Annotated in this window: 18 protein-coding genes and 1 pseudogene; 3 read left to right on the forward strand and 16 right to left on the reverse strand. The window is 42.0% G+C overall.

The window, feature by feature from the left end:
* Positions 1-635 precede the first annotated feature (635 nt).
* On the forward strand, positions 636-1,904 hold the full coding sequence (locus PGQ38_RS00625; protein WP_226855081.1) for a D-alanyl-D-alanine carboxypeptidase family protein: 1,269 nt from the start codon (positions 636-638) through the stop codon (positions 1,902-1,904).
* 63 nt (positions 1,905-1,967) lie between these two features.
* On the opposite strand, the gene PGQ38_RS00630 is transcribed toward PGQ38_RS00625, so the two are convergent.
* The 8 genes from PGQ38_RS00630 to PGQ38_RS00665 all read right to left on the reverse strand — a co-directional run bounded on the left by PGQ38_RS00630 (position 1,968) and on the right by PGQ38_RS00665 (position 10,175).
* Positions 1,968-2,408: an RpiB/LacA/LacB family sugar-phosphate isomerase gene (locus tag PGQ38_RS00630; RefSeq protein WP_148461497.1), complete on the reverse strand. Its 441-nt coding sequence runs from the start codon at positions 2,406-2,408 to the stop codon at positions 1,968-1,970.
* A 32-nt stretch (positions 2,409-2,440) separates the two neighbouring features.
* The gene (locus tag PGQ38_RS00635; protein ID WP_195991252.1) at positions 2,441-3,220 is read right to left on the reverse strand and encodes a cyclase family protein; all 780 of its coding nucleotides are present in this window, start codon (positions 3,218-3,220) and stop codon (positions 2,441-2,443) included.
* Positions 3,221-3,290: 70 nt separating this feature from the next.
* Positions 3,291-4,256, reverse strand: coding sequence for an ABC transporter permease (locus PGQ38_RS00640; RefSeq protein ID WP_173769409.1), 966 nt, complete (start codon positions 4,254-4,256; stop codon positions 3,291-3,293).
* Positions 4,249-5,751, reverse strand: a complete 1,503-nt coding sequence (locus tag PGQ38_RS00645; protein ID WP_148461494.1) for a sugar ABC transporter ATP-binding protein — start codon at positions 5,749-5,751, stop codon at positions 4,249-4,251. Before PGQ38_RS00645 ends, PGQ38_RS00640 begins: the two co-directional genes overlap by 8 nt.
* Positions 5,752-5,840: 89 nt before the next feature.
* Positions 5,841-6,833 carry a substrate-binding domain-containing protein gene (locus PGQ38_RS00650; protein WP_148461493.1) on the reverse strand — a complete coding sequence of 331 codons (993 nt, stop codon included), beginning with the start codon at positions 6,831-6,833 and terminating at the stop codon, positions 5,841-5,843.
* A gap of 46 nt (positions 6,834-6,879) precedes the next feature.
* Entirely contained in the window at positions 6,880-8,403 is a 1,524-nt protein-coding gene (locus PGQ38_RS00655; RefSeq protein ID WP_148461492.1) for an FGGY-family carbohydrate kinase, read from the reverse strand.
* 13 nt (positions 8,404-8,416) lie between these two features.
* A complete protein-coding gene (locus PGQ38_RS00660) occupies positions 8,417-9,232 on the reverse strand; it encodes a transketolase (RefSeq protein WP_148461491.1) in 816 nt (271 codons plus the stop codon).
* Positions 9,225-10,175, reverse strand: coding sequence for a transketolase family protein (locus tag PGQ38_RS00665; RefSeq protein ID WP_195991249.1), 951 nt, complete (start codon positions 10,173-10,175; stop codon positions 9,225-9,227). Before PGQ38_RS00665 ends, PGQ38_RS00660 begins: the two co-directional genes overlap by 8 nt.
* 251 nt (positions 10,176-10,426) lie before the next feature.
* Here PGQ38_RS00665 and PGQ38_RS00670 point away from each other — a divergent pair, with 251 nt between their 5' ends.
* A complete protein-coding gene (locus tag PGQ38_RS00670; protein ID WP_148461489.1) occupies positions 10,427-11,311 on the forward strand; it encodes a MurR/RpiR family transcriptional regulator in 885 nt (294 codons plus the stop codon).
* 312 nt (positions 11,312-11,623) lie between these two features.
* Here the strand turns inward: PGQ38_RS00670 and PGQ38_RS00675 are convergent, their stop codons facing one another.
* From PGQ38_RS00675 to PGQ38_RS00695, 5 genes and pseudogenes are all read right to left on the reverse strand, one after another.
* Complete coding sequence (locus tag PGQ38_RS00675; RefSeq protein WP_148461487.1) at positions 11,624-12,583, reverse strand: 3'-5' exonuclease; 960 nt, start codon at positions 12,581-12,583, stop codon at positions 11,624-11,626.
* A 340-nt stretch (positions 12,584-12,923) separates the two neighbouring features.
* Positions 12,924-13,358: an Hsp20/alpha crystallin family protein gene (locus PGQ38_RS00680; RefSeq protein WP_195991248.1), complete on the reverse strand. Its 435-nt coding sequence runs from the start codon at positions 13,356-13,358 to the stop codon at positions 12,924-12,926.
* A 224-nt stretch (positions 13,359-13,582) separates the two neighbouring features.
* A pseudogene (locus PGQ38_RS19640) lies at positions 13,583-14,396 on the reverse strand (ABC transporter ATP-binding protein); the annotation flags it as partial.
* 340 nt (positions 14,397-14,736) lie between these two features.
* Positions 14,737-15,660: a SufB/SufD family protein gene (locus PGQ38_RS00690; RefSeq protein WP_148461485.1), complete on the reverse strand. Its 924-nt coding sequence runs from the start codon at positions 15,658-15,660 to the stop codon at positions 14,737-14,739.
* Positions 15,660-16,391, reverse strand: a complete 732-nt coding sequence (locus PGQ38_RS00695; protein WP_148461484.1) for an ABC transporter ATP-binding protein — start codon at positions 16,389-16,391, stop codon at positions 15,660-15,662. The genes PGQ38_RS00690 and PGQ38_RS00695 overlap by 1 nt, the downstream gene beginning before the upstream one ends.
* Before the next feature lie 402 nt (positions 16,392-16,793).
* On the opposite strand from PGQ38_RS00695, the gene PGQ38_RS00700 reads away from it, so the two are divergent.
* On the forward strand, positions 16,794-17,633 hold the full coding sequence (locus PGQ38_RS00700) for a DUF134 domain-containing protein (protein WP_226855082.1): 840 nt from the start codon (positions 16,794-16,796) through the stop codon (positions 17,631-17,633).
* Between the two features lie 118 nt (positions 17,634-17,751).
* Here the strand turns inward: PGQ38_RS00700 and PGQ38_RS00705 are convergent, their stop codons facing one another.
* The 3 genes from PGQ38_RS00705 to PGQ38_RS00715 form a co-directional block, all read right to left on the reverse strand.
* On the reverse strand, positions 17,752-19,122 hold the full coding sequence (locus PGQ38_RS00705; protein ID WP_226855083.1) for an MATE family efflux transporter: 1,371 nt from the start codon (positions 19,120-19,122) through the stop codon (positions 17,752-17,754).
* 149 nt (positions 19,123-19,271) lie between these two features.
* Complete coding sequence (locus PGQ38_RS00710) at positions 19,272-20,888, reverse strand: DUF5605 domain-containing protein (protein WP_226855084.1); 1,617 nt, start codon at positions 20,886-20,888, stop codon at positions 19,272-19,274.
* A gap of 281 nt (positions 20,889-21,169) precedes the next feature.
* Positions 21,170-22,915 carry a glycoside hydrolase family 43 protein gene (locus PGQ38_RS00715; RefSeq protein ID WP_270430527.1) on the reverse strand — a complete coding sequence of 582 codons (1,746 nt, stop codon included), beginning with the start codon at positions 22,913-22,915 and terminating at the stop codon, positions 21,170-21,172.
* Positions 22,916-23,052: the final 137 nt, after the last annotated feature.

Genomic DNA, 23,052 nt, shown 5'->3' on the forward strand with positions numbered 1-23,052 from the left:
GGCGGACAACTTGTTAGATGAAAGCCGATGCTGTATTGGACTTCCAGAGTACGCAGTCAAAACGCCAGAGGAGTTTCCTTATATAAGAAAAGCCTCCATCCCTGCAAAAGGACGAAGGCTTTCAGCACTCGTTATACCACCTGTTACAATGTACAGGCCCGCTGCCGCGACCGATACATGCTCCCTATAACGGGGGAATTCCGTTATCTCTTACTTGAAAGCTCCGAATATATGCTATGTTCATTCCTGCATCGGTAAAACACAAATATATTTCCAGCGGAATTCAGAGATAAAACTCCGGAGTGATCTTCGGCTGAGTCTACTTGCGGCGGGCTTGCACCGTCCCCGTCTCGCTGAAAAGATCCCTGGCTCTCGCCCCTCGTGACCTTAAACGTTCAAAATCAGCTTACTGTCTCCATCGCAGTCTTTACCTATGATGTTTTCTTGTCTATTATAAGGGGCATAATTTCTATATGTCAAGTGTTTTTCCGCTGAAAAAATGGAGAGAATAGGGGAAAATACTGCTGGATTTGTCTATTTTCCGGGGTGATGGAAACAATTCACACTCTTTTAATAGTTTTAGGAAGGGAAAAGTGGTATAATTATTGAAGTATTTATTTAAGAAAGGATTGTATATGAGCAGAAAAAAACTTCATATGAAAATAAAGCGGATTTTCTGCGGAGTTCTGGCAGCGGGAATGCTTCTGGGGCAGACTTGTGCAGTCTGGGCAGAGGCCACCGATACTACTGCAAATGATACAACAGCCAGTTCCCCTACTCCTACTCCGGATCCGCATACCGAATATTATGCACAGGCTGCTGACACGGATTCCATCCAGGGCTGGCCGGAGGGTCCTAAGATCGAGGCACAGGCTGCAGTTCTTATGGATTTAAATACAGAAGCGGTCCTGTATTCCAAGAATGCCGACACCCAGCTTTACCCAGCCAGCATTACCAAACTTCTCACTTGTCTTCTCGGCTGTGAGAATCTGGATATAAACGCACAGCTCACCCTTTCCCAGCAGGCAGCTTACGGAATTGAAGCTGGAAGCTCCACCATTTACGGTGACGCCGGGGAGGTTTTCACTGTGGAGCAGTGTCTGATGGCACTAATGCTGGAATCTGCCAACGAAATGGCACTTGGCATTGGCGAAGAGGTTTCCGGTTCTGTAAAGAAATTTGTAGAGCTGATGAACACCAGAGCCGCACAGCTTGGATGTAAGAATACCCATTTTAATAATCCAAACGGGCTTCCTGATCCGACTCACGTTACCACAGCAAACGATATGGCAAAGATTGCCAAGGCAGCATGGCAGAATCCTCTTTGCAGGAAATTTTTCACCACAGACCTGTATAATATTCCGCCGACTAATATTTTCAACGAAACCCGTTACCTCCTGAACCATCACAAGATGATGGCAGGCAGGGATTACGCCTACGACGGTGTCCTTGGTGGAAAAACAGGCTACACAGATGCCGCCGGTGCTACCTTGATCACCTACGCCAAACGTGGGAATATGACGCTGGTTGCCGTTGTCCTGAATTCCGTAAACGGTGCATGGGCAGATACCAAGAGCCTTCTGGATTACGGTTTTGACAATTTCGAAGTCCAGAAGGTCAAAGTCAGCAAGAATCCTGTTCCGAAGAAAAATCTTCCAAGCGAACAGTACCTGCTGAACAATTGCGGAAATACCTATCCATTCTACTATACCAGGAATGTATATGTAACTGTCCCCACTGGCACTGACCTTAGCACTCTTACTAAGAAACAGGCAATCCTTTCCAATGCGGTTGGACCATTAAGATTAAAGAGCAAATATTACTTTAACGGGCAGATGGTTGGATGGGGAATGCAGTATGAGCGGTCGATTCTGACGAATCTGCTGACAATACCAACTTTATAAAATAAAATGTAATGAAAAAGGACTGCGCGACGGCAGTCCTTTTTCATTAGCTATTATATGTTTTTATCTCTCTTCATCATAGTGTACAAATGCATCTACCTTCGGCTGTGATCCACAGCCTGGGACAAACTCATTTGTAAGGAATTCTGTTGTCATAAATTCTCTTTCTTTGACACCAGTTGTAAAAGCTCCCATACAGATAATATTTGCATCATTGCTCAACCGAGCACGCTGTGCTGAATAATAATCTGTTACCAACGCAGCATATGCACCTTTAACCTTATTTGCCGCAATAGACATACCAATTCCAGTTCCACAGATCAGGATTCCCCTGTCAAACTTTTCAGCAGCCACAGCTTCCGCAACTTTAAATGCAACATTGGCATAAATTGGATCTTCACTTCCGTAGTCAGTTACTTCTCCATAGCCTTTACTCTCAATAAATTTAATCAGCTCTTCTTTTTCTTTCTGTGCATTCGGGTCACAGCCAATTACAATTTTCATAATATCCTCCTTACAGTACCGTAAGCCCCTCTTTATTCTGGAATAAGTGCTCCATCAAGGAATGCCATAATTCTAACCGGGCAAGCCTCAATACCATGGATTTTAAGCGGCTCAATTGTAACAAATGCTCTCTTTCCTACTTTATCAAGATTAGTCAGAGATTCTACCATTGCAACATTGTGTTCAAATACATAGTTGTGGTTCGGCTGATCATCAATTCCATCTGCATTTTTATGATTGAAATTCTCCAGAGAAGTTGCATCTGTACCGATTGCTTTAATTTTCTTCTCGTCTACCAGCCATTTAATAGCATCCATTTCTACATATGGATATGGCTCCCAGTCATTTGTTCTCCACTTAGCATCAAGTCCTGTATGAAGGAATACCATATCACCTTCCTGGATATGTTTTCCTCTTTCTTTAAACTCTTCCAGAGTCATTGCATCTTCAGCTTTTTTATCTGTAAAATCAATAATTGATGCATTTCCAATCAGATTCTCAATTGGATAATTCTGTGCCTGAAGTCCGTCTTTTCTATGATGGTACGGAAACTCAACATGAGTTCCGCAATGTGTCCAGAAAAATACTTCTCCGGAAATATACCAGCTTCCTTCTGGATGTGGCTCTCCACGCTCACCCATAACAGAAACATCATAGGTCTGTGCCATTAAACGGAAGTGCTCCTCTTTTGTGTGATCCGGATCAAATGGTGCCGCCTCTGGTGAGTGATCGAATGGTTTTACATCTGCAGTTGGTGCAGACGGAATCATATCATGGCTTAACTCGATTACTTTTGAAAAATCAACCTTCATTGTGTGGCCTCCTGTTTATAAATATTTTTTATTTTTAGCTTCTGTAAAATGAATTAAATTGTAAAAAACTTTATGCTGCATTTAATCTCTTAGATTTTACACAATCGACAGCAATTGCAATAAGAATGATTGCACCTGTAATAACCTGCTCCCAGTATGCTGAGATAGCCAGGATCGTAATTGCATTCTGAACAACTCCCATAAAACATCCGCCAATAAGAGCTCCAAGAATACTTCCACGTCCGCCAGAAAGAGAGGTTCCTCCAATTGCAGCTGCTGTAACAGATGGCATAACCCAGTCAGAACCAACTGTCGGCTGTGCTGTACCAAGTCTGCAAGTGATCAAAATTCCTCCGATGGATGCCATAACTGCTGAAATTCCATATACATTAATCGTAACATTATCTGTTTTAATACCTGCAATACGGGCAGCTTCTTCATTTCCACCAACTGCATATACATTTCTTCCAAATGGTGTGTATCGCATTACATATGCCAGCACGATACAGAACACAATCATTGCAATTGTCGGAAATGGAATGACTCCAAACAGCATTCCACGTCCAAGCTGAACAGCGCTCTCAGGAATGTCCAGAATAGGATGTCCCTGAGTAATTACATAAATAATACCAGTAAAAATCTGTCCGGTTGCTAAAGTAACAATAAATGGAATCATTTTAATTTTTGTAATCAGGATTCCATTAAGACATCCACAGGCATATGCCAGAACTAAAATACATGGAATAACAATTACTGGTGAGATTCCTGCATTTACCATAAACCATGCGGATAAAATACCAGACATACCTGCCATACCAGCAACGGAAAGGTCAATTCCTCCCGTAAGCAGTACAAGTGTCTGTCCAAATGCAACAATCGTCGTCCATGAAATGGTTCTGATTAATGTAGATACGTTAAAGGATGAATAGAATGCCGGTCTCGCAATACACAAAGCGATGCAGATTACAACCAGAACAACCAGCATCATATATTCTGTAGGCAAATTTAAAATACTGAATTTCTTTTTATTATTCATTTTTTCCTCCATCCCCCAGGGCTATTTCGAGAATATCCTGAGAAGTATTTATACTTTTCGCATCAAGAATTCCTTTTTGTTTTCCTTCATGCATAATCATAATCCTGTCGCAAAGAAGCATTAACTCTTCATGCTCTGATGAAACAACGATTACAGTAACCCCCGCCGCAGTCATCTGACGGATCAAATCGTAAATCTCAGCTTTTGCATTTACATCAATTCCTCTTGTAGGCTCATCCATAAAAATAATTTTTGCACCCTCTGCAAGCCAGCGCGCAAGAATAACTTTCTGCTGATTTCCTCCACTTAAAGATTTGATTGGAGTATCTACCGATGGAGTTTTTATCTGTATTCTTTCAATATAATCATTTGTGATTTTTTTCGCATTTGAGTAATCAATTTTTCCAGCTTTCATTATCTTTTTGTACATTGGAATAACCATATTCTCCTGTACTGATAAAATTGGAAAAATTCCATGTGCACGGCGTTCCTCCGGAAGATATCCCATACCCTGTTTTACCCCATCAGAAGGTGATGTGATCACCGTCTCTTTTCCATACAGGTAGAGTTTTCCATTTTCTGGTCTGGTTCTTCCGAATATTGCACTGATAAGTTCGGAACGACCAGCTCCAACAAGTCCGCCTATTCCAAATATTTCTCCTCTGTTCACAGAGAAATTAATATCTTCAAATTCTTTCGTCCTGGTAAAATGTTCAACTCGCAGCACCTCGTCTTTTTTCACTTCACGATTTACACGAGTCTGCTTTGCCATTTTTTTACCAGCCATTTTTTCAATCAAAGTTGCCTCATCTATACTGGACGTATCATCCACAGATACCATTTTTCCATCACGCATGACTGTAATACGGTCTGTAGTAGATAACAATTCATCCAGATGATGGGTAATGAAAACAATTGTTTTTCCTTCTTCTTTCAGTTTTTTCATCAATGCCAGCAGCGTTTTTACCTCGGCTGTAGTAAGAGACGCTGTGGGTTCATCAAATACAAGAATCTTGGCACCAGTAGCCAAAACACGGGAAAGCTGAACCAACTGCTGTTGAGCGGAACTAAGACGGCTTACAATTGTTGTGGGATTGATATCAAGGCCGATTGATTTCATCACCTTAACAGCCTCTTCGTTTGTCTTCTTCCAGTTGATCCTACCGCCAGTCTTAATTTCATTTCCAAGAAAAATATTCTCAGCTGCAGTTACAAATGGATTCAGATTCAGCTCCTGTGGAACCATACCAATTCCTAATTTGATGGCTTCTGTAGGGTTTCCGATTTTTACGCTTTGTCCTTCAACCAGAATTTCACCTTCATCAGCTTTGTAAATTCCCATAAGTACTTTCATCAAAGTACTTTTTCCGGCTCCATTTTCCCCTATAAGTCCGTGTATTTCTCCGGACAGGATCTCAACAGTCACATTATCCAAAGCTTTTACACCAGGAAATGTCTTAGTGATACCTTTCATTTGCAAAATATACTTGTCCATTTGTAATTACCTCTATTTTTTCCCAGACCCGATCGACTATAAGCAACCAGGTCTGGTTATTCAGATTCTACTTAAAACGAATACGTATATTAGTTCCAATCGTAGTCATCAACATTTTCCTGATATACAAATGCTGCTGGAATATCATCCTCAACCTTGTAAGGCTCATTTCCATCTGCGATCATGATCATGTTGTAAACACTGTTATATCCATAAGACGGAACGTCCTGTTTTAATGTGCAGTACATTGTACCATCTTTCAGATATCCTGCTGTTTCCTCATCCTCAGACATACCTACAACAAGTACATCGCCAGCTTTTCCAGCATCTTTGATTGCACGACAAGCACCAACTGGAGCTGCACCATTGCATCCGAATACACCTTTCAGATCTGGATATGTGGAAAGATAACCCTCTGTAATAGAAAGTGCATCCTCAACAGAGTCATTATCCGGCTGCTCATCTACAATCTCAATATTGGTATTCTCAGTGATATAATCTTTGAATCCGTTTACACGCTCAATATGGTTGGAAGCACTAAGGGTTCCGGAAAGGATTGCAACCTGACCTTCATTTCCAAGCTTGTCAGCCAGAACCTTTGCCATTTCGTAACCATCCTCATAATTTGTTGAATGTCCGCAATAGTATTTTCTGGATGAATCTGGAGCGTCAACATCGAATGTTTCAACATTAATTCCTGCTGCAACGATCTCATCTACAACAGATGTTTCTGCTGAAGGGTCAATGATTGCTACAGACATTCCATCTGGCTGTGTAGCTGCATTTGCTTCCATTTTTGCAGTCTGGTCTGTTACAACAGCATCTGCCGGAGCATCCCATACATAATTAACTTTAACGCCTTTTTCCTCAAGTTCTGCAACGGCTTCGTCAATACCAGTTTTTACGCCTTCGTACCAGGTATGAACAACCTTCGGGATGAATACGAGATTGTACTCGTCTTTTGCAGGAGTATACTCGCTGTAATTACGATCTTCTTCTGCATCAGCTGCGTATACGCTTACTCCCATTGAGCCCATTGCTACTACAGATGCTAACAGTACTCCCAATACTTTTTTGTTCATTGCTTTTTCCTCCTAAATGTTTTTTGTTTTGTATACTAAATCTTTCTCAAAGATTTGTATCGTTTAATATGTTTGCTCTGATACTCATTGTATCTTTTAAGTTTTCATAAAGTGCTTTATACACCTTGAAATATTCATTATAAGCGTTGTGCTTTTTCATATCGGGCATCACCGCTTCATTAAATTCAATCCATTCACTGATCTGAGTAAAATCTATTGACTCTTTCCCAGCTTTCGCTGCCATGAATGCATCTCCCAAAGGTGCCTCAACCGGATTGATTGGTGTTAGTACAGGAAGCCCCATTATGTCTGCAAGAATCTGTTTCCAAATCATAGAGCGGGAACCTCCGCCAACCAAAACAATCTTTTCGATTCTTTCATTGTCAAGATTCATAGAATCATTCATGTCTCTCAGTGAATAACCTACTGCCTCAAGAATTGCGTGATAAACATGCGTCTTTTTGTGTGCCAGCGTCATTCCGAAAAATACACCGGTTGCATTCTGATCCCAAATAGGTGAGCGTTCACCCATAAAATAGGGAAGAATAACAAGTCCATCACTTCCTGGTGGAATGTCAGCATCAATAATGCCTTTTTCTATCTCAGCATACTCAGCAGCTCCATCTCCACCGCAGAAATTATTTACAAACCAGCGTGGCAATGCACCTGCTGTTGATGCCCCTGCATATGTATAACTGATATCTTCCGGATCAATCGCATATGGCATTGAAACGATCTGCGGATCCCCTGATAAGCCAGTATGAAGCACGCCCCAGTTTAAAGAAGTTCCAAGAACAGCTGCATTATCACCTGGCTTAACTGCATTTGCACTAAGCATAGAAGAAATACAGTCAATTGTTCCAGCACATAGCTCAACTTCATGTTTCAGACCGAGCTTCTTGGAAAATTCCTCATTGATCATTCCAACAATATCATATGGCTTACAAAATTCTGTAGGCATGGTTTCAAAAGGTATTCCAAGAAGCCCACACATTTCTTCACTCCAGCAGTGGTTTCGGTAATCATATATTCCACCAAAGTTTCCAGCTGAGCTGTAATCCACCATAAGCTTTCCAGTCATTCTGTAGACGATATAACTATTTGCCGGTAGAACCCATCTGAGTTTTTTCCAGTTCTCAGGTTCATTATTTTTCACCCACAGAAGCTTAATATATCCGAAATAAGAATCGATTCCATTATCGGTTACTTCTGCTATTTTGTCTGCCAGATTTTCCTGGGCCCAGGCACTTTCTTTCTCAGCCCTTCGATCCAGCCAGATTAGTGCCGGACGAATGGAATTCATATTTTCATCTAACATTGCACCGGTTCCTGCATACAATGCACTAATACAAATTCTTTCAATACAGGCTTCATCAATCTGTCCAATCACGGCTTTGATGGATTCCACAGCCCCATCCAGCCACACATCAGGTTCCTGCTCCGCCCAGTTGTTATGTTTTTGTATGAAAGTATATTTCTTTGAGCCTTCTGCCAGAACCTTGCCATTCTCATCTACTGCAACGGCTTTTGTGCTTGATGTTCCAACATCACATCCAATGTATATTTTCATGACCAGTCTCCTCTTAAGCTAAAGCCTCCATTGCTTTTTCATAATCTTCTTTAGAAGGAGTTTTTCCATGCCATACAACAACATTCTCCATAAACGGAACACCTTTTCCTTTTACTGTATGTGCAAGAATTACGGACGGTTTTCCTTTTGTTGCTCTCGCCTGATCCAGTGCATCCAGAATCTCATTGAAATCATGTCCATTAATTTCCTGAACATTCCATCCGAAAGCTTTCCATTTCGCAGCCAGGTCTCCCATATCTTTTACTTCTTTTGTAGGAGCATCATTCTGAAGACCATTCACATCAACAAATGCGCAAAGGTTATCCAGACCAAATCCGGCAGATGTAGCTGCTGATTCCCAAATCTGACCTTCATTAATCTCGCCATCACCCATCATACAATAAACTCTGCCTTTATATCCCTGGTATCTATTTCCAAGTGCCATTCCGGCAGCTACGGAAAGTCCGATTCCAAGAGATCCTCCTGCAATTTCTACTCCAGGAGTTTTCATACAAGGATGTCCCTGTAAAAGGCCATTGATTCTTCTATATGAATCAAAAAGTCTTTCTTTTGGAAAACAGCCCACATCAGCAAGATTAACATATAAGGCAGGAGCTGTATGTCCTTTTGATAAAACAAATCTGTCTCTGTTAGGATCATCCATGTTTTTACCTGAATAATTCATCTCACCATGAAACAGTGCTGTTAAAATATCGATTTCTGAAAGAGAGCCGCCCAGATGACCTGACTGAGCAGCGTAAATCATTTTTACAATATCCCTGCGAAGTTCTTTTGCTTTTGCTTCTAAAGCAGTCACATCTCTAGACATTTGCCTTTCCCTCCTTTATTGCAATTGCTTTCTTGGCTTCTTCTACAATATGCTGGGCTGTCAGACCATATTTTTCAAACAGATCATCCTGCAGACCAGATTCACCAAACCGGTCCTGAACACCAACGGTTCTTACAACTGCCGGACATTTTGCTGATGTTACCTGTGCCACTGCAGCACCAAGACCACCAATAACGGAATGATCTTCTACAGTAACCATCGCTTTTGTCTTCTTTGCATACTCAAGAATAACATTCTCAGCCAAAGGCTTAATGCAATATGCGTTAATTACAGCTGCGTTAATTCCTTCTTTCTTCAATTCCTCAGCAGCTTTCATTGCAACTTCTACCATCAGACCGCAGCCAACAAGTGTTACGTCACTGCCATCCTGGAGAATATCACATCCGCCAATCTGATCTACTTTTCCATCTTCGAAAATATCAGTTGCCTTATCTCTTCCAAGTCTCAGATAAGCAGGTCCATCATATGCCATCATTGCTGCGAAAGCAGCTTTCTCATCAGCAATGTCTGCTGCTACGAACACTTTAAAATTAGGAAGTGTTCTCATAATTGAGATATCTTCAAGGCACTGATGTGATGCTCCATCCTGGCCTACACAGAGACCTGAATGTGTTGCAACAATTTTTACATTCAGATTCGGATAGGCAATTGCCTGTCTGATCTGTTCATAGGGTTTCTCTGCAACAAACATCGAAAATCCTACAACTACCGGTTTAAGTCCTGTAGTAGCAAGTCCTGCTGCAGTTCCAATTAAATCGGTTTCGCTGATACCAACGTTGATCATTCTCTCTGGATATGTCTCTGCAAATTTGGTAAGACATAAGGCTCTGGCAGAATCTGCATTGAGAACCACTATTTTCTCATCCTGAGAAGCCTGATCCATAATTGCATCGATAAGATTAGTACGAAAAGATCTTTCCATATTCGCCTCACACTCCGTTTTTTATTTTTGATAATTGGAGTATAGCACATTGTATTTTGAGTTTCAATTGCTAATTTATATAATATTACGGCTTATTTTTTATGTATATTGCACATTTATTGCAGTTTTAGTCTTGATTTATACTCCGTTTTATTTTATAATTTAGCGGAGCGATAATTAATAGAAATTCGCTTTACAAATGCAATACATCTATATAAAATAAAATTAATGTATGTAATTGGGAGGTCACTATGTCTGAAATTTCTGTAGCCGCAAATTCTTCTCTTAATATTTTTACTGCAATCCGGCTTTGGAAGCCATCTCTGTCCAAAACGGAAAATCGAATTGCAGATTACTTTTACAATCATCCACAGGAAGCAGCCAATCAATCTATGCTTAAAGTCGCAGAGATATGTCACTGTGGAGAGGGTTCTATTGATCGTTTTTGTAAAAAAATGGGATATTCCGGTTTTGCACAGGTTAAAGAAATGCTGGCGACTCAAAACGCAACTTCTGAAGCCCTTGTGCAGCAGGTTGATATTGAGCAACATGACTCTATAGAATCAATCAGCGAGCAAATATGTAATTTGTACACAAATACAATACAACTGACTATGGAGCTGAATTCTCCTTCTGTTTTCCAGGAGGCCACAAACAGAATCGTTTCTGCAAAACATATTTTCTTCTATGGAATCGGAGATGCAACCGTTCCCTGTTTATGCGCCAGCTACCGATTCCGGCGAATTGGGTTCAACTGCTATTTTGATTTTGACCCAGATATGCAATTAATCACGGCTTCGAATATTGCCAGTGATGATGTGGTAATCGCGATTTCTCACTCCGGTATGTCCAGAACTGTCAACGCCGCTGTAAAAGCTGCTCACGAGGCAGGAGCCTTTACCATTGGCATTACGCAGTCAGTAAAGTCCACAATGACCCAATATTGTAATTTAATATTTTACAATGCAACCTCTGATATCACCGTGGGTAAGGAAATTGTTGCACACCGTTTTTCAGAAAATGCGATAATCGAAATTTTATACGCAAGTGTAGTAAGCAAAATGCCAGAGACCGCAAATTACCATTTGCGGAAATCTGCAGAGATCCTGACAGCCAACAAAGAGCCTTCATTTTAATCAAATAATTTATGACACCTGTGACGCGACCCAAAAGACAAAAAAATCCTCTTTATTCTGTTTTGCACTTTGAATTTATGCAAATAGAGAATAAAGAGGATTTTAATTTTTGTACATATTATCTGTAGCACAGTGCCTTTTGCAAATATTCTTTCGTCTCTTTATTGGGAACAAAAACCATCCCATTGTCATATGTCAGCACTCCATACATCACCATTGCTGAATAAATTTCTTCTTTTATCTTTAGCTCCTGGGCGGTGACGGCGTATTCCTGGATTCCGGAGGGGTTTTTTCTATTAACCAAGCGTTAGTTTATTGGCTTGGCTGCTCTTCTTTTTTCAGGCGGCGTTTGGCCCTGTGGGCATCACGTTTCTGGCGGATCTCGTCGGCTTCTTCGTCGGTTACGTTAGTCAGTTTCTTGATTACATAGTACATGTTGTCTTCTGTCCGGCGGATCCGGATCTTGCCAAGGACAAAGCCATGTTCCTGGCAAAGGGACACGCTGTAGTAAACCTTGGAATTATTCATAAACCAGCGGATCTTGCGCTTAGCCGGGTTATGGCACAATGGGCATTTCGTGCTAGTTACTTCACGGTCCTTCATGGCTTTTTCCCGGGAATAAAATTCACGGGACACATATTTATCGTAAGCCGGGTAGGATACGTGGATCTCTTCCCGTTTACTCTTAGGGTTCTGGTATACGTCCAGGGATGAGTTAGGAAAAATATACTCGTCTTCTATTTTCTGGAGAATACATGCGGTGTAATAAGCATCTCCCAGAGCGCGGTGGAAGTCCATTTTCTTCTCTACGCCCATTTTATCTGTGGCAAATTCCAGGGCACGGCGCTCGTCGTTTTCCTCGTAGCGGATGGCAAATAATTTCTGCACATCATAATAGGTCACCGGACCTTTGATTCTGGAAAGCCTGCCATAGTATTTCATATTCCGCTGCAGCTCCATCACATCCTGATTTCCCCAGGTGAAGAAAATATATTCTTCTCCACACCAATCCAGAAACTCTGTAACTGCCTGTGGAAAAGGGGTTCCGTTCTGCAGATCTTTATAATTCATATGAATTACTTCATGGATACTGTCATGAATCCAGTTATACACCTGGGGCTTGACCAGACGCTGAAAGCTGTCCACAATTTCTTTCTTTTCATTCAGTTTTACGGCGCCGATTTCTATGATCTCAAAAGGCAGACGGCTGTTGGACCACCTTTTTCCCCCTGGGCTCTGGTTCCATTCCAAGTCAAATACAATGTAATTCATGGGTAAATTCCTTCTCTTAAAACATTGTTACTGTTCACAACGCTTGCAACAACATTTTGTTTTTTACAGTCAGCAATAATTCCAGACAAGTATAACAGACAGGTGAAATGATGTAAAGACATAAGAAAAAACCTGCCGGTGGGTAGCCGGCAGGAAATGAGGGGGTATGAAACAAAATCTATGTAAATTAGAAAATCGTCTTTAAATGAAACACAATCTATATGAAAGAAGCTGTTCACAGTATTCAGTAATTATTTACGCCAGCCGCCGCTTCTATTTCACGGCTGGCGCACATATTTTATGTCAGTCTATATCAGTCCAAAAATCTATTTTACCAAAATCAGCCTTCAATAGAAATAAACTTCTTCTCTTCCGGCACTTTTTTCTTCGCTTCCTTCGGGAGGGTAACAACCAGAACACCGTTGTCATATTTCGCATGAATGTCCTCATGCTCCAACTCTTTTCCTACATAGAAACTTCTGGAGCACTGTCCGGTGTAACGTTCTCTGTGGACATATTTACCATGATTGTCCTTCTCATCTTTATTCTCAGTTCTGGAAGCCTGGATGTTCAGGTAACCATCCTTCAGCTGAATCTTCACATCTTCTTTATGAAATCCCGGAAGGTCCATGCTCAGCTCGTAGTTGCCATCCACATCCTTAATATCTGTCTTCATCAGTTCTGTGGTTCTGTAACCTCTGTTCGTCTCTCTTTCTACAGGTAATCTCATCCAATCATCAAATAAATCTTCTCCAAAAATACTAGGCATTAACATAATCCATTCCTCCTTATATTGTGAACACTTACGTGTTTAATTAACATTCTCAATGAAACTGGAAGATTTCTTTTTCTCTCTCCCTTTGTTCTGTATGTAATATAACACGTATTGTTAGCACTGTCAATAGGTGAGTGCTAATTCTTTTGTGAAGAATTTGTGTCCTTAAATTATGCCTTTTTCAGATAATTCAATTTGGATATTCCCCAACTGTGCATTATTTCTCAATGCGCCGGTTTCCAGCTTACCGCCTGCTGCCTTGCATCCACAAATCTCTTATAGATACCTTCCTGCTTCATTAGCTGCTCATGTATTCCCTGCTGCACAATCCTTCCTTTGTCAACAACCACAATCTGATCCGCATGTCTGACTGTTTTTAATCTGTGGGCAATCATAATAATCGTTTTTTCCTTTGTAAGTGCATCTACTGCATCCTTCATGATTGCTCTGGCTATCGAAATACGCTGTTTCTCGCCACCTGAAAGTGTAGCTCCTCTCTCTCCGATCACTGTATTGTATCCATCAGGAAGTTTGCTGAAAATCGTGACAGCACGCTTTCTTTGCCGCTTCCACCACTTCCTCATGGCTTGCATCCTGACGTCCGAATTTAATATTATTCTCAATAGTATCTGCAAACAAATACACAGACTGAAATACAAATGAAAAATTACGCATCAGACTGTTCATGCTGTAGTCTTTTACATTCACGCCTCCAAGCGTCACTTCCCCGGAATCCACATCCCAGAATCTGGCAATCAGATTGCAAAGTGTTGATTTTTCTCCACCAGATGGTCCAACGATCGCTGTCGTCGTTTTCTGTGGGATAGAGAGCGATATATCATCAATAATCTTCCGTTTGTCATAAGAAAACGAAATGTTCGAAAGTCTGATATCATAATTTTCCGGCTGGATCTCTTTGCCGTCAATATCCATACTGTCCAGCTCCAGTATTGCATTTGCTTTATCTACACATACACTTACCACATGTAAAAGGGATGAATAATTTCCTGCGCATTCCAGGCTGGAATAAAGCATAAAGTGCTGACCAAGTGATGAAATAATACAGATGACAAAATCAGAAACCGCAAATATTCCATTCGCCACATAATGCGCCCCAAACGGCAATACCGTAAGAAGTGTATAAGCTGTGACCACCATCATCAGTCCATGAAAGATCGAGCACCGTTTCATCCAGGAAATAAAGGAATCCGCATATGCCATAGCCGCCTTTGTAAATTTGGCATATTTCGTCATTTCCATTCTATTGTCTGATGTGTTTATTGTAACATCGTGTAATTAAAATTGGAGACAAAAAATACCAGGATAGTGCCCTTTCAGAGCTCACCTGGTATTTTATTTCCACAAAAGCTTTATATTCTCAACTCAGGAAGTTCTCAATAATCACATTTTCTGCCTCAGCCTCGGTCATGCCAAGAGTTCTCAGCTTCAAAAGCTGCTCATCGTTGATTCGACCGATTGCTGCCTCGTGAATGATCGCAGCATCCACATGTTTCGCCTGAATCTCTGGGATGGAGCCTACTTCGGCATGGTCCATAATAATGGAATCACACTGGATATGGGCATGGCATTTATTCTTTCCAACTGCCTTGGGATGGAAAACCTGGGAGGAATTTCCTTTTCCAACGGAACGGGAAATAATCTGTGCAGAAGAACCCGCTCCATTCATACAGACTTCAATATCAGACTCTGCTTTCTGCTCTCCGTCAGTCATCAGACGCTCCAGAACAAACAGCTTGGAATCTGCATCCATTGACACATTTGTAGTACGGATGGTGGAGTCAACCCCCTTGATCTGAACGGTATCCAAGGTGAACACAGAGTTCTCACCAAGTTCAATATTAGTCACCGGATTCAGCACTCTGCTGCCGGTTCCTTCGCCCTCACCGTAATGCTTTTCCTCGTAATGTACATTGGCATTCTTGCCCACATGGAAGGTGTGGATGCCATCGTGACGGCTGTCATTGCAGCCGCTGTTGTGGATTCCGCAGCCTGCCACAATGTCTACATCTGCACCATCTGCCACATAAAAATCATTGTAAACCAGGTCTGTCATTCCGGACACACTGACTACCACCGGGATAAAAACCTTCTCCCCTTTCGTCTCGCCATCAATGAAAATATCGATTCCCGGCTTGTCCTCTTTTTTCTTTATTTTGATGTGCTCGCTATCACCGTGGCAAATGGAAATACCGTTTTGACGGAGATTAAAAGCACCCTTCTGCGCGAATCCTTCGCTGATCTTATCCAGCACGCCCTGGGTTGTTTCTTCTACTTTAACCATCAACATTTTCCTCCTTCATTCAGACATTTCTGACATTTTTCCTGCTGAAATAAGGTTGGGAAAACGTCTTCTTTCGTACCATATTTCTTTACTTCACCGTCTTCAATTACCATGATCTTATCTGCCATATTGATGATTTTTTCCTGATGGGAAATCAGGATCAAGCACTCCTTTTTCTCACGATGAATCTCCTCAAAGCGCTTGATCAGCATGGAAAAGCTCCACAGGTCGATTCCTGCTTCAGGTTCATCAAAAATGCTTACTTTATGAGACTTCGCTAAAACTGTGGCAATCTCAATTCGCTTCATTTCACCGCCGGAAAGGGTTCCATCCAGCTGACGGTTCAGGTAATCTTCGGAACAAAGTCCTACAGCTGAGAGAAGGTCACAGCTCTCTTTTTCCGTTAAATTCTTTCCTGCTGCAAGAGATAACATTCTTGCCACGGTCATACCTTTAAAGCGGGGTGGCTGCTGAAATGCATAGCCAATTCCCGCATTTGCACGATGATCAATATCGTATCCTGTAATGTTCTCATCATCCAGATAAATTTCTCCGCTGTCTGCTTTCTCAATGCCAGCCAGTACCTTGGCCAGGGTGGATTTTCCACCTCCATTTGGTCCGGTGATTACCAGCATTTCCCCATCCTGAACATCAAAACTGATGTGATTTACCAGACAGCGCTTTTTCCCCTCTTCATTCACTTCAAAAGTCAGGTTCTTTACTTTCAGCATATTCATACCTCTTCTGTTAATTTTACATTACTGCTCCAATTGTGCCCAAAATTCCAGAAAAAAATTGCTTTTGAGCAGTAACGATTTTATCTCTTCTTGGACTGTACTCCAAATAAAAAAAATTGTCAACCACGACCTTCACAGCAACGCGCTTCGCGACGCACAGAAACACGAACCTTTTTGTGACAGGCACAAGAAATAGCGTTTGCTACGCAAACTTAGTTCTCTGGTTTTCTGTAAACTTTATCCACCAAAAACACCTCGCAGAGCGTTGCAAATGAATAGTAACAAAACTATACCATATTGGAGCAACTTTGAATAGCGCTCAGAAAATAATAGTATTGAATTTTCTCTTCTTCTGGTTTATAATCGACATATGTCGAAAACAAGGAGGTGACATATATGCCCAGACCGCCCAGATGCCGCAGAATCTGCCAGGCACCCCAATATGAAACTTTTTCTCCTGAAGAATGTCCCAGAGAGTCGGAAGCTGTCACTCTGACTCTGGATGAATATGAGGTCATCCGTCTGGTAGATCTTGAGAAGAAAACTCACGAACAATGTGCTTCCCAGATGGACATTTCCCGGACAACTGTCACAGAAATTTATGAAACTGCCCGAAAAAAAATTGCCCGATGTATCGTCCTTGGACAGCGCCTTGTCATAGCCGGGGGAAATTACCGGCTCTGCGAAGGACGGGAGCATACGCGCTGCGGGAAATGCTGTTGCCAAAAGGAATCTAAACAGACTCCGCTTACCAGCTTAGACCTTTCACAGAAACTGCCAGCCGCTGACCGATTTAATAGTTCACTTCCCAAATCAAATTTACAAAATGAAGGAGATATCATTATGAAGATTGCAGTTACTTATGAAAATGGAGAAATTTTTCAGCACTTTGGACACACAGAAACATTCAAGATCTATGACATTGCAGATGGCAAGGTTGTAAGTGCCGAAGTAGTCGATACCAATGGAAGCGGTCACGGCGCACTGGCTGGATTCCTGGTTGCACATGGCGTAGATACCCTGATCTGCGGCGGTATTGGCGGCGGTGCCCAGAATGCACTTGCCCAGGCTGGAATCCGTCTTTTCGGCGGTGTCAGCGGCAACGCTGATGAAGCTGTAAACGCATTACTCGCAGGAAATCTTGGCTATAACCCCAATGTACATTGCGATCACCATGATCATGAAGCAGGTCACAGCTGTGGCGATCATGGCTGCGGAAGTCATTCCTGCCATTAATATCTGACACAGATTTAACCTAACGGTTAATCAGCTGTATTTATAAAAAAGACTGATATAACATACCGGACTCCAACAACCTCCTGAAGTACAGTATCATTTATATCAGTCTTTTTTATTATTTCTTCATGGCCACAAGCTCTCTTCGTGCAAACAATATCGCCAATGATAATGCCGCTGCATCTGCGATCGGTCCAGCATACATCACCCCGTCAATTCCCATTATTAATGAGAAAACAACGATCAATGGCAAAAGAAATAGCACCTGTCTGGTCAGGGACATGACGATTCCAAGCTTTGCTTTTCCGATAGATGTAAAAAATCCTGAGGACATTGGCTGAATTCCATTTGCAAAAGTCATAAACATAAATATCTTCAGATAGCGTTCTGCGAACTGGAAATAAAGGTCACTTCCGGTTCCGAAAATACTTACAATCTGGTGGGGAAATAACTGAAAACAAAGGAAAAATACAGTTGCAATCGCGGTACATGCAATCATGGAATAACGATATGCAAGTCTTACCCTGTCGTATTTTTTTGCTCCATAATTAAAGCCCCAGATTGGCTGACAGCCCTGTGAAATTCCAATACAAATCGCCATAAACACCTGGTTTACTTTTGAAATAACTCCTACACAGGCGATTGGAATATCACTTCCATAGACAGATAAACCGCCGTAATAACGTAAAATATTGTTCAGCACAATCTGAACAATTGCCATAGCAATCTGATTAATACAGGATGCCATTCCGAGAGAAATAATAGCTTTCAGGCACTCTGAAGAAGGCTTTAACATGCTCATCTCCAGATACATTTTACGAAATTTTCCAAAGTAGATAACCACTAAAATTCCGGAAACAACCTGTCCGATCACCGTTGCCCAGGCAGCACCCTTGATTCCCCAGCCAAACCCAAAGATGAAAAGGGGATCCAAAATTGTGTTGATAATGGCACCTGTAAGAACACAGGTCATAGAATATGTGGGACTTCTGTCTGCACGGACAATATGATTTCCTCCAATGGATAATGCATAAAAAGGAAGTCCCACAGCTGTGATCCCAAGATAATCCACCGCATAAGGCATAACATCTGTCGTTGCACCAAATAAGCTTAGGAGCGGACGCAAAAACAGAAATACTGCCACTGCCAGAATCACACCTGTGATTACCAGTGTGGAAAGCGCCGTTCCGGCTATGGAGCTTGCCTTCTTCTCTCTTCCGGCGCCCATTTCCAGGTTATAGTTAGACGCACCTCCAATTCCCAGAAGCAGTGCCAACGCCGTTGCAATAGTTGTTACAGGAAACGCAACATTAGTAGCAGCATTTCCCAGCATTCCAACGCCTTGGCCAATAAAAATCTGATCCACTATATTGTACAAAGCACTGACCAGCATGCTGATAATAGCCGGAATTGCAAATTTCCCGATCAAACCACCTACCGGAGCCGTTCCCAATGGATTTTGCTCCTGACTGATGTTTGTTTCTTCCAAAAAATCTCCTCCCCTGTTTAAAAGTATTTCTGTTTATTTCTCATAAATTCTGATATGAATCATAACAAATTCTGAAAAACGATTCAAGAATTTTATGCTCAAAAAGCCCAGCTGCATACACAACTGGGCTTTTTGTATGAATATGGTTATTATTTCGCTATCTGCAGGCGCACCGCCATATACTCTTTCCCCGGCAGCTTTACTCGGAACTTTCCTTTATGAATTCCTCCATCTGTAACAGTCATTTCCCAGGTATCGATTATTTCCACCTGATACTCTGTAGTATCATCAAAGTAGAAGTCTCGGAAGCCCGGTCGCATGAAGGAATAATAGTAAATAAAATAATCTTTCCTTGCCGGGAAACCGGCAGCACGGCAGGCAACCTCATCCCATTTGCAGGGCATAGGTTCCACACCAAGCCCCGGTGTTTCTTCCATGATTTTTGCAAGAAATCTGATACGATCCGGTGAGGTTCCGTGAAGAACACCGCCATGAGACCACCAGAGAATACGATCCGGGCTGAGATAGGTTTCACCGTGTCCCGGATATCCTCCACGGCAGAATGCCTCCCAGAATCTTCTTGTCATTTCCTCACCGCTGATATTTCCCCAGCCAAACTGAATGTTGCCCTCATAGCAGATTTCATCCAGCACTACCGGCTTATGGTATTTCTCGCGCCACTCATTTACCAGCTCGGAGGAACGGTATGTCTCCGTTCTCTGGATGCTGCAATGGGTAATCCAGGGCAGGTTATAATCATAATACGCTTTGCAGTTATGAATGGATCTGAGATGATGGTAAGGATCCTTCTCACAGATAATGCTGGCATATCTTTCCCAGTCAGAAAGAGTCTTCTCATGCATCAGATCATATTCATTAGCCAGGGACCACCATACATTTCGATATGCGGAAAAACGTGCCAGCACATACTTCCAGTAACGGTCATCATCCTCTGCTTTCATCATAGAGAATCCCCATCTGTCATACGGATGCATAACAATCAGATCTGCCTCGATTCCCAAATTCATAAGTGCCTGAATACACTTTTCAATATGTTGAAAATGGGCTGGATTGAATCTGGTAAAATCCCAGTCATTGCCCGGAGCACAGCCATTATATTCCGCGAAATTATTCTCATTTAACACAGAGCTGTCGCAGGGTGTTCCCTCATAAGGATAGGTAATCGGCTCATGAAGATTGTAGTCATAGTGCTTGGGAAAAATACAGAAACGGATCTTATTAAACGCATTTTCTTCCAGGGTTTTCAGTGTCTGTTTCTGTAATTCTTCATTCTGCAGATTCCATACATAGCAGGTAGTTCCGATGCAGTGATAGGGTGTTCCATCCTCATAGGAAAGATAATAGGTACCCGCAACACGAACCGGACCATGGTTGTCTGCTGAAGGAGAAGTTACAGTAAAACTACCAGTCATCATATTTCTGACAGCACATTTTTCTACTTCCTTCCCACCATAAGCAATTCCAAGCTTATGTTCAGGCGCTTCTTCATCCGGCACTTCTTCCCCCGCGTTAATATCAAAGGAAGCCTCAATTTCAAAAGTATACTTGTCTGTAAAAGACGGCATAAATCTTACTTTATAAGCACCATCTCCATCATAAAAACCATCTACCGTTTTCTTCTCATTTTTACAACAAAAAGTACCTTTAATCCACTGGTCACAAAATGGATTTCCCTCCTTTGGACCGCTTATGGTCACTTCAAAAATGCCCCATTTTTCTATTGTTTTTGCATAATTTAATTTCATTATTCTTATCTCCTTCTCCATTTTAGATTTCTTATATTTTATATATCTCTCTTTCAAAACTCCAAATACGCGCTGCGGATTTGTCTCGATATCACTGCTGCATCTGACATCTTATGAGGACGCAGACTTTGATTTACTGCCCATATAAATAAAAATCCCCCATGCTTTCTACTATCATAATACGTCAGAAAACATGGGGTTTGCAATGTTACTTTATTAAGAAAATGTATGAATTTTTTATCTGTCCAATGCGTGTTTGAAAAAGTCTCTAAATGCCTTTTTTATTGTTCTTTATGCGCTTTGAAAATCTCAAAATAATCAAAATCCGCATACCGTCTCACCCCCGTCATATCGTGACAGTACATTCCGAAGTGAGCACCGGTGAATCCATCGCTTTGCTCGTCGGTGAGAATGTTGGTGGGGACTTCAGCCAGTTCCTGATAGTCTTTTCCATCCAGGGAGTAGAAGAATTTTGCGTAAAGTCCTTCCTGGGTGGTGGTCACGCGCAGGTATACGGGGCCTTCTTCCGGGATGGAGATTGCAGGAATCACATCTTCTACATCAAAGTGATCGCTCTTTATCAGGCGCAGCTTTGCAGGCTTTTTCAAATCAAGTGTCTGGGAGCCAAACTCTTCCTCTCTGGTCTTTACCAAAAGGTAGAAATTGCCAGTATCATACATATAGGCAAGTCCTGCCATCTGCTCTCTGCAGGTCGGGGCAAACTCTACACAGGTTTCTACCTGAACATAGCGGTCCTGCTGCCGCCGCGCCACCAGACTTACGTTATAGCAGGAATTCAGGGATTCCTGACCGTAGAGGCGGAGATAGCCAGGACGTTCTGTCAGGCTGGTGTAGCTGTCATAGGGCTGGCGCAGGGAAGTATAACGCACATCTAAAAGCGCAGAGGTCTTCTTCACTGGCATACTTAACTTTTTATCACATTCTTCGTCCACAGCATTCTTCTCATTCAGATACTCTTTTGTTTTCGAAAGAATTTCAGCAATGTCCGCATTCTTTGCAGTTTCATTATTTCCAGCACTGTCTGCAATTTCTAAATCAAAGTCTTCTTTTCCATAATCCTTCCCCTCTTCCTCCGGGAAAAGACACTCCGGGATTCCAGCTGGCTCCTCTGTCTCCCACTGTCCAAATCTTCCACCGCAGGCCAGTCTTAACCAACCCTCTTTGTTCCATACCATTTTCTGAATTGCAGTCTCACGACCAAGCACGCACTGTCTGCTCCCCTTCGGCGGTCTTGCACAAAGATGTACCATATACCACTCCCCGTTTTGAGTGCATACAAGATCTGCATGTCCGCATTTCTGCAGTTTCTCTGGATTATCCACATCAGAGGTAAGTACCGGATTGCCTGGATCTTCCTCGTATGGTCCCCAGATGGAACGGGATCTCGCCATAGTTACCATATGCTCATATCCGGTTCCGCCTTCTGCCATCAGCAGATAATAATATTCTCCAATATGGTAAATATGTGGACCTTCTGTATAGCCGCGTCCGGTTCCCGGGAAAACATTCTTCGCCTCTCCCACCAGACATTCCTTCTCAGGGTCATACTGCTGCACCAGAATTCCCTTGAAATTATTGATCATATTCACAATGTACATTTTCCCATCTGTATCATGGAAAACAGATGGGTCAAAACCTGAGCTGTTCAGATAAACCGGCTCAGACCAGCCGCCACGGATGTCCTTTGATTTTACAAGATAATTATGGGTATTAAAAAGTCCTCCGGTACGGGTTTTCACGTCCGTATAAATCAGCCAGAAGTATTCCCCGTCCCAGGAAATATCCGGTGCCCATACGCCACAGGAATCACCCTCACCAACCATATTAAGCTGGCTCATTCTGTTCAGCGGCGATGGCAGCTGTTCATAATGCTTCAGATCTTTAGAATGATAGATTTTCACACCAGGCCACCATTCAAAGCTTGAATTTGCAATATAATAATCTTCTCCAACACGTATAATACTTGGATCCGGGCAAAATCCCGGAAGAATCGGGTTCTGAATCATGTTTTTGCTCCTTTATCTGTTTCATTTTACAAAATAAACTTAAAACACATTCTAAGTATAAGCTTTCTGAATTTTTTTGTACACACTTTATTTCAGAAAGATGTTTTTTACCGGTCAAACCAAAAAAGGACTGCAAA

This window comes from Blautia faecis, assembly GCF_027662325.1.
GTDB lineage: Bacteria > Bacillota > Clostridia > Lachnospirales > Lachnospiraceae > Blautia_A > Blautia_A faecis.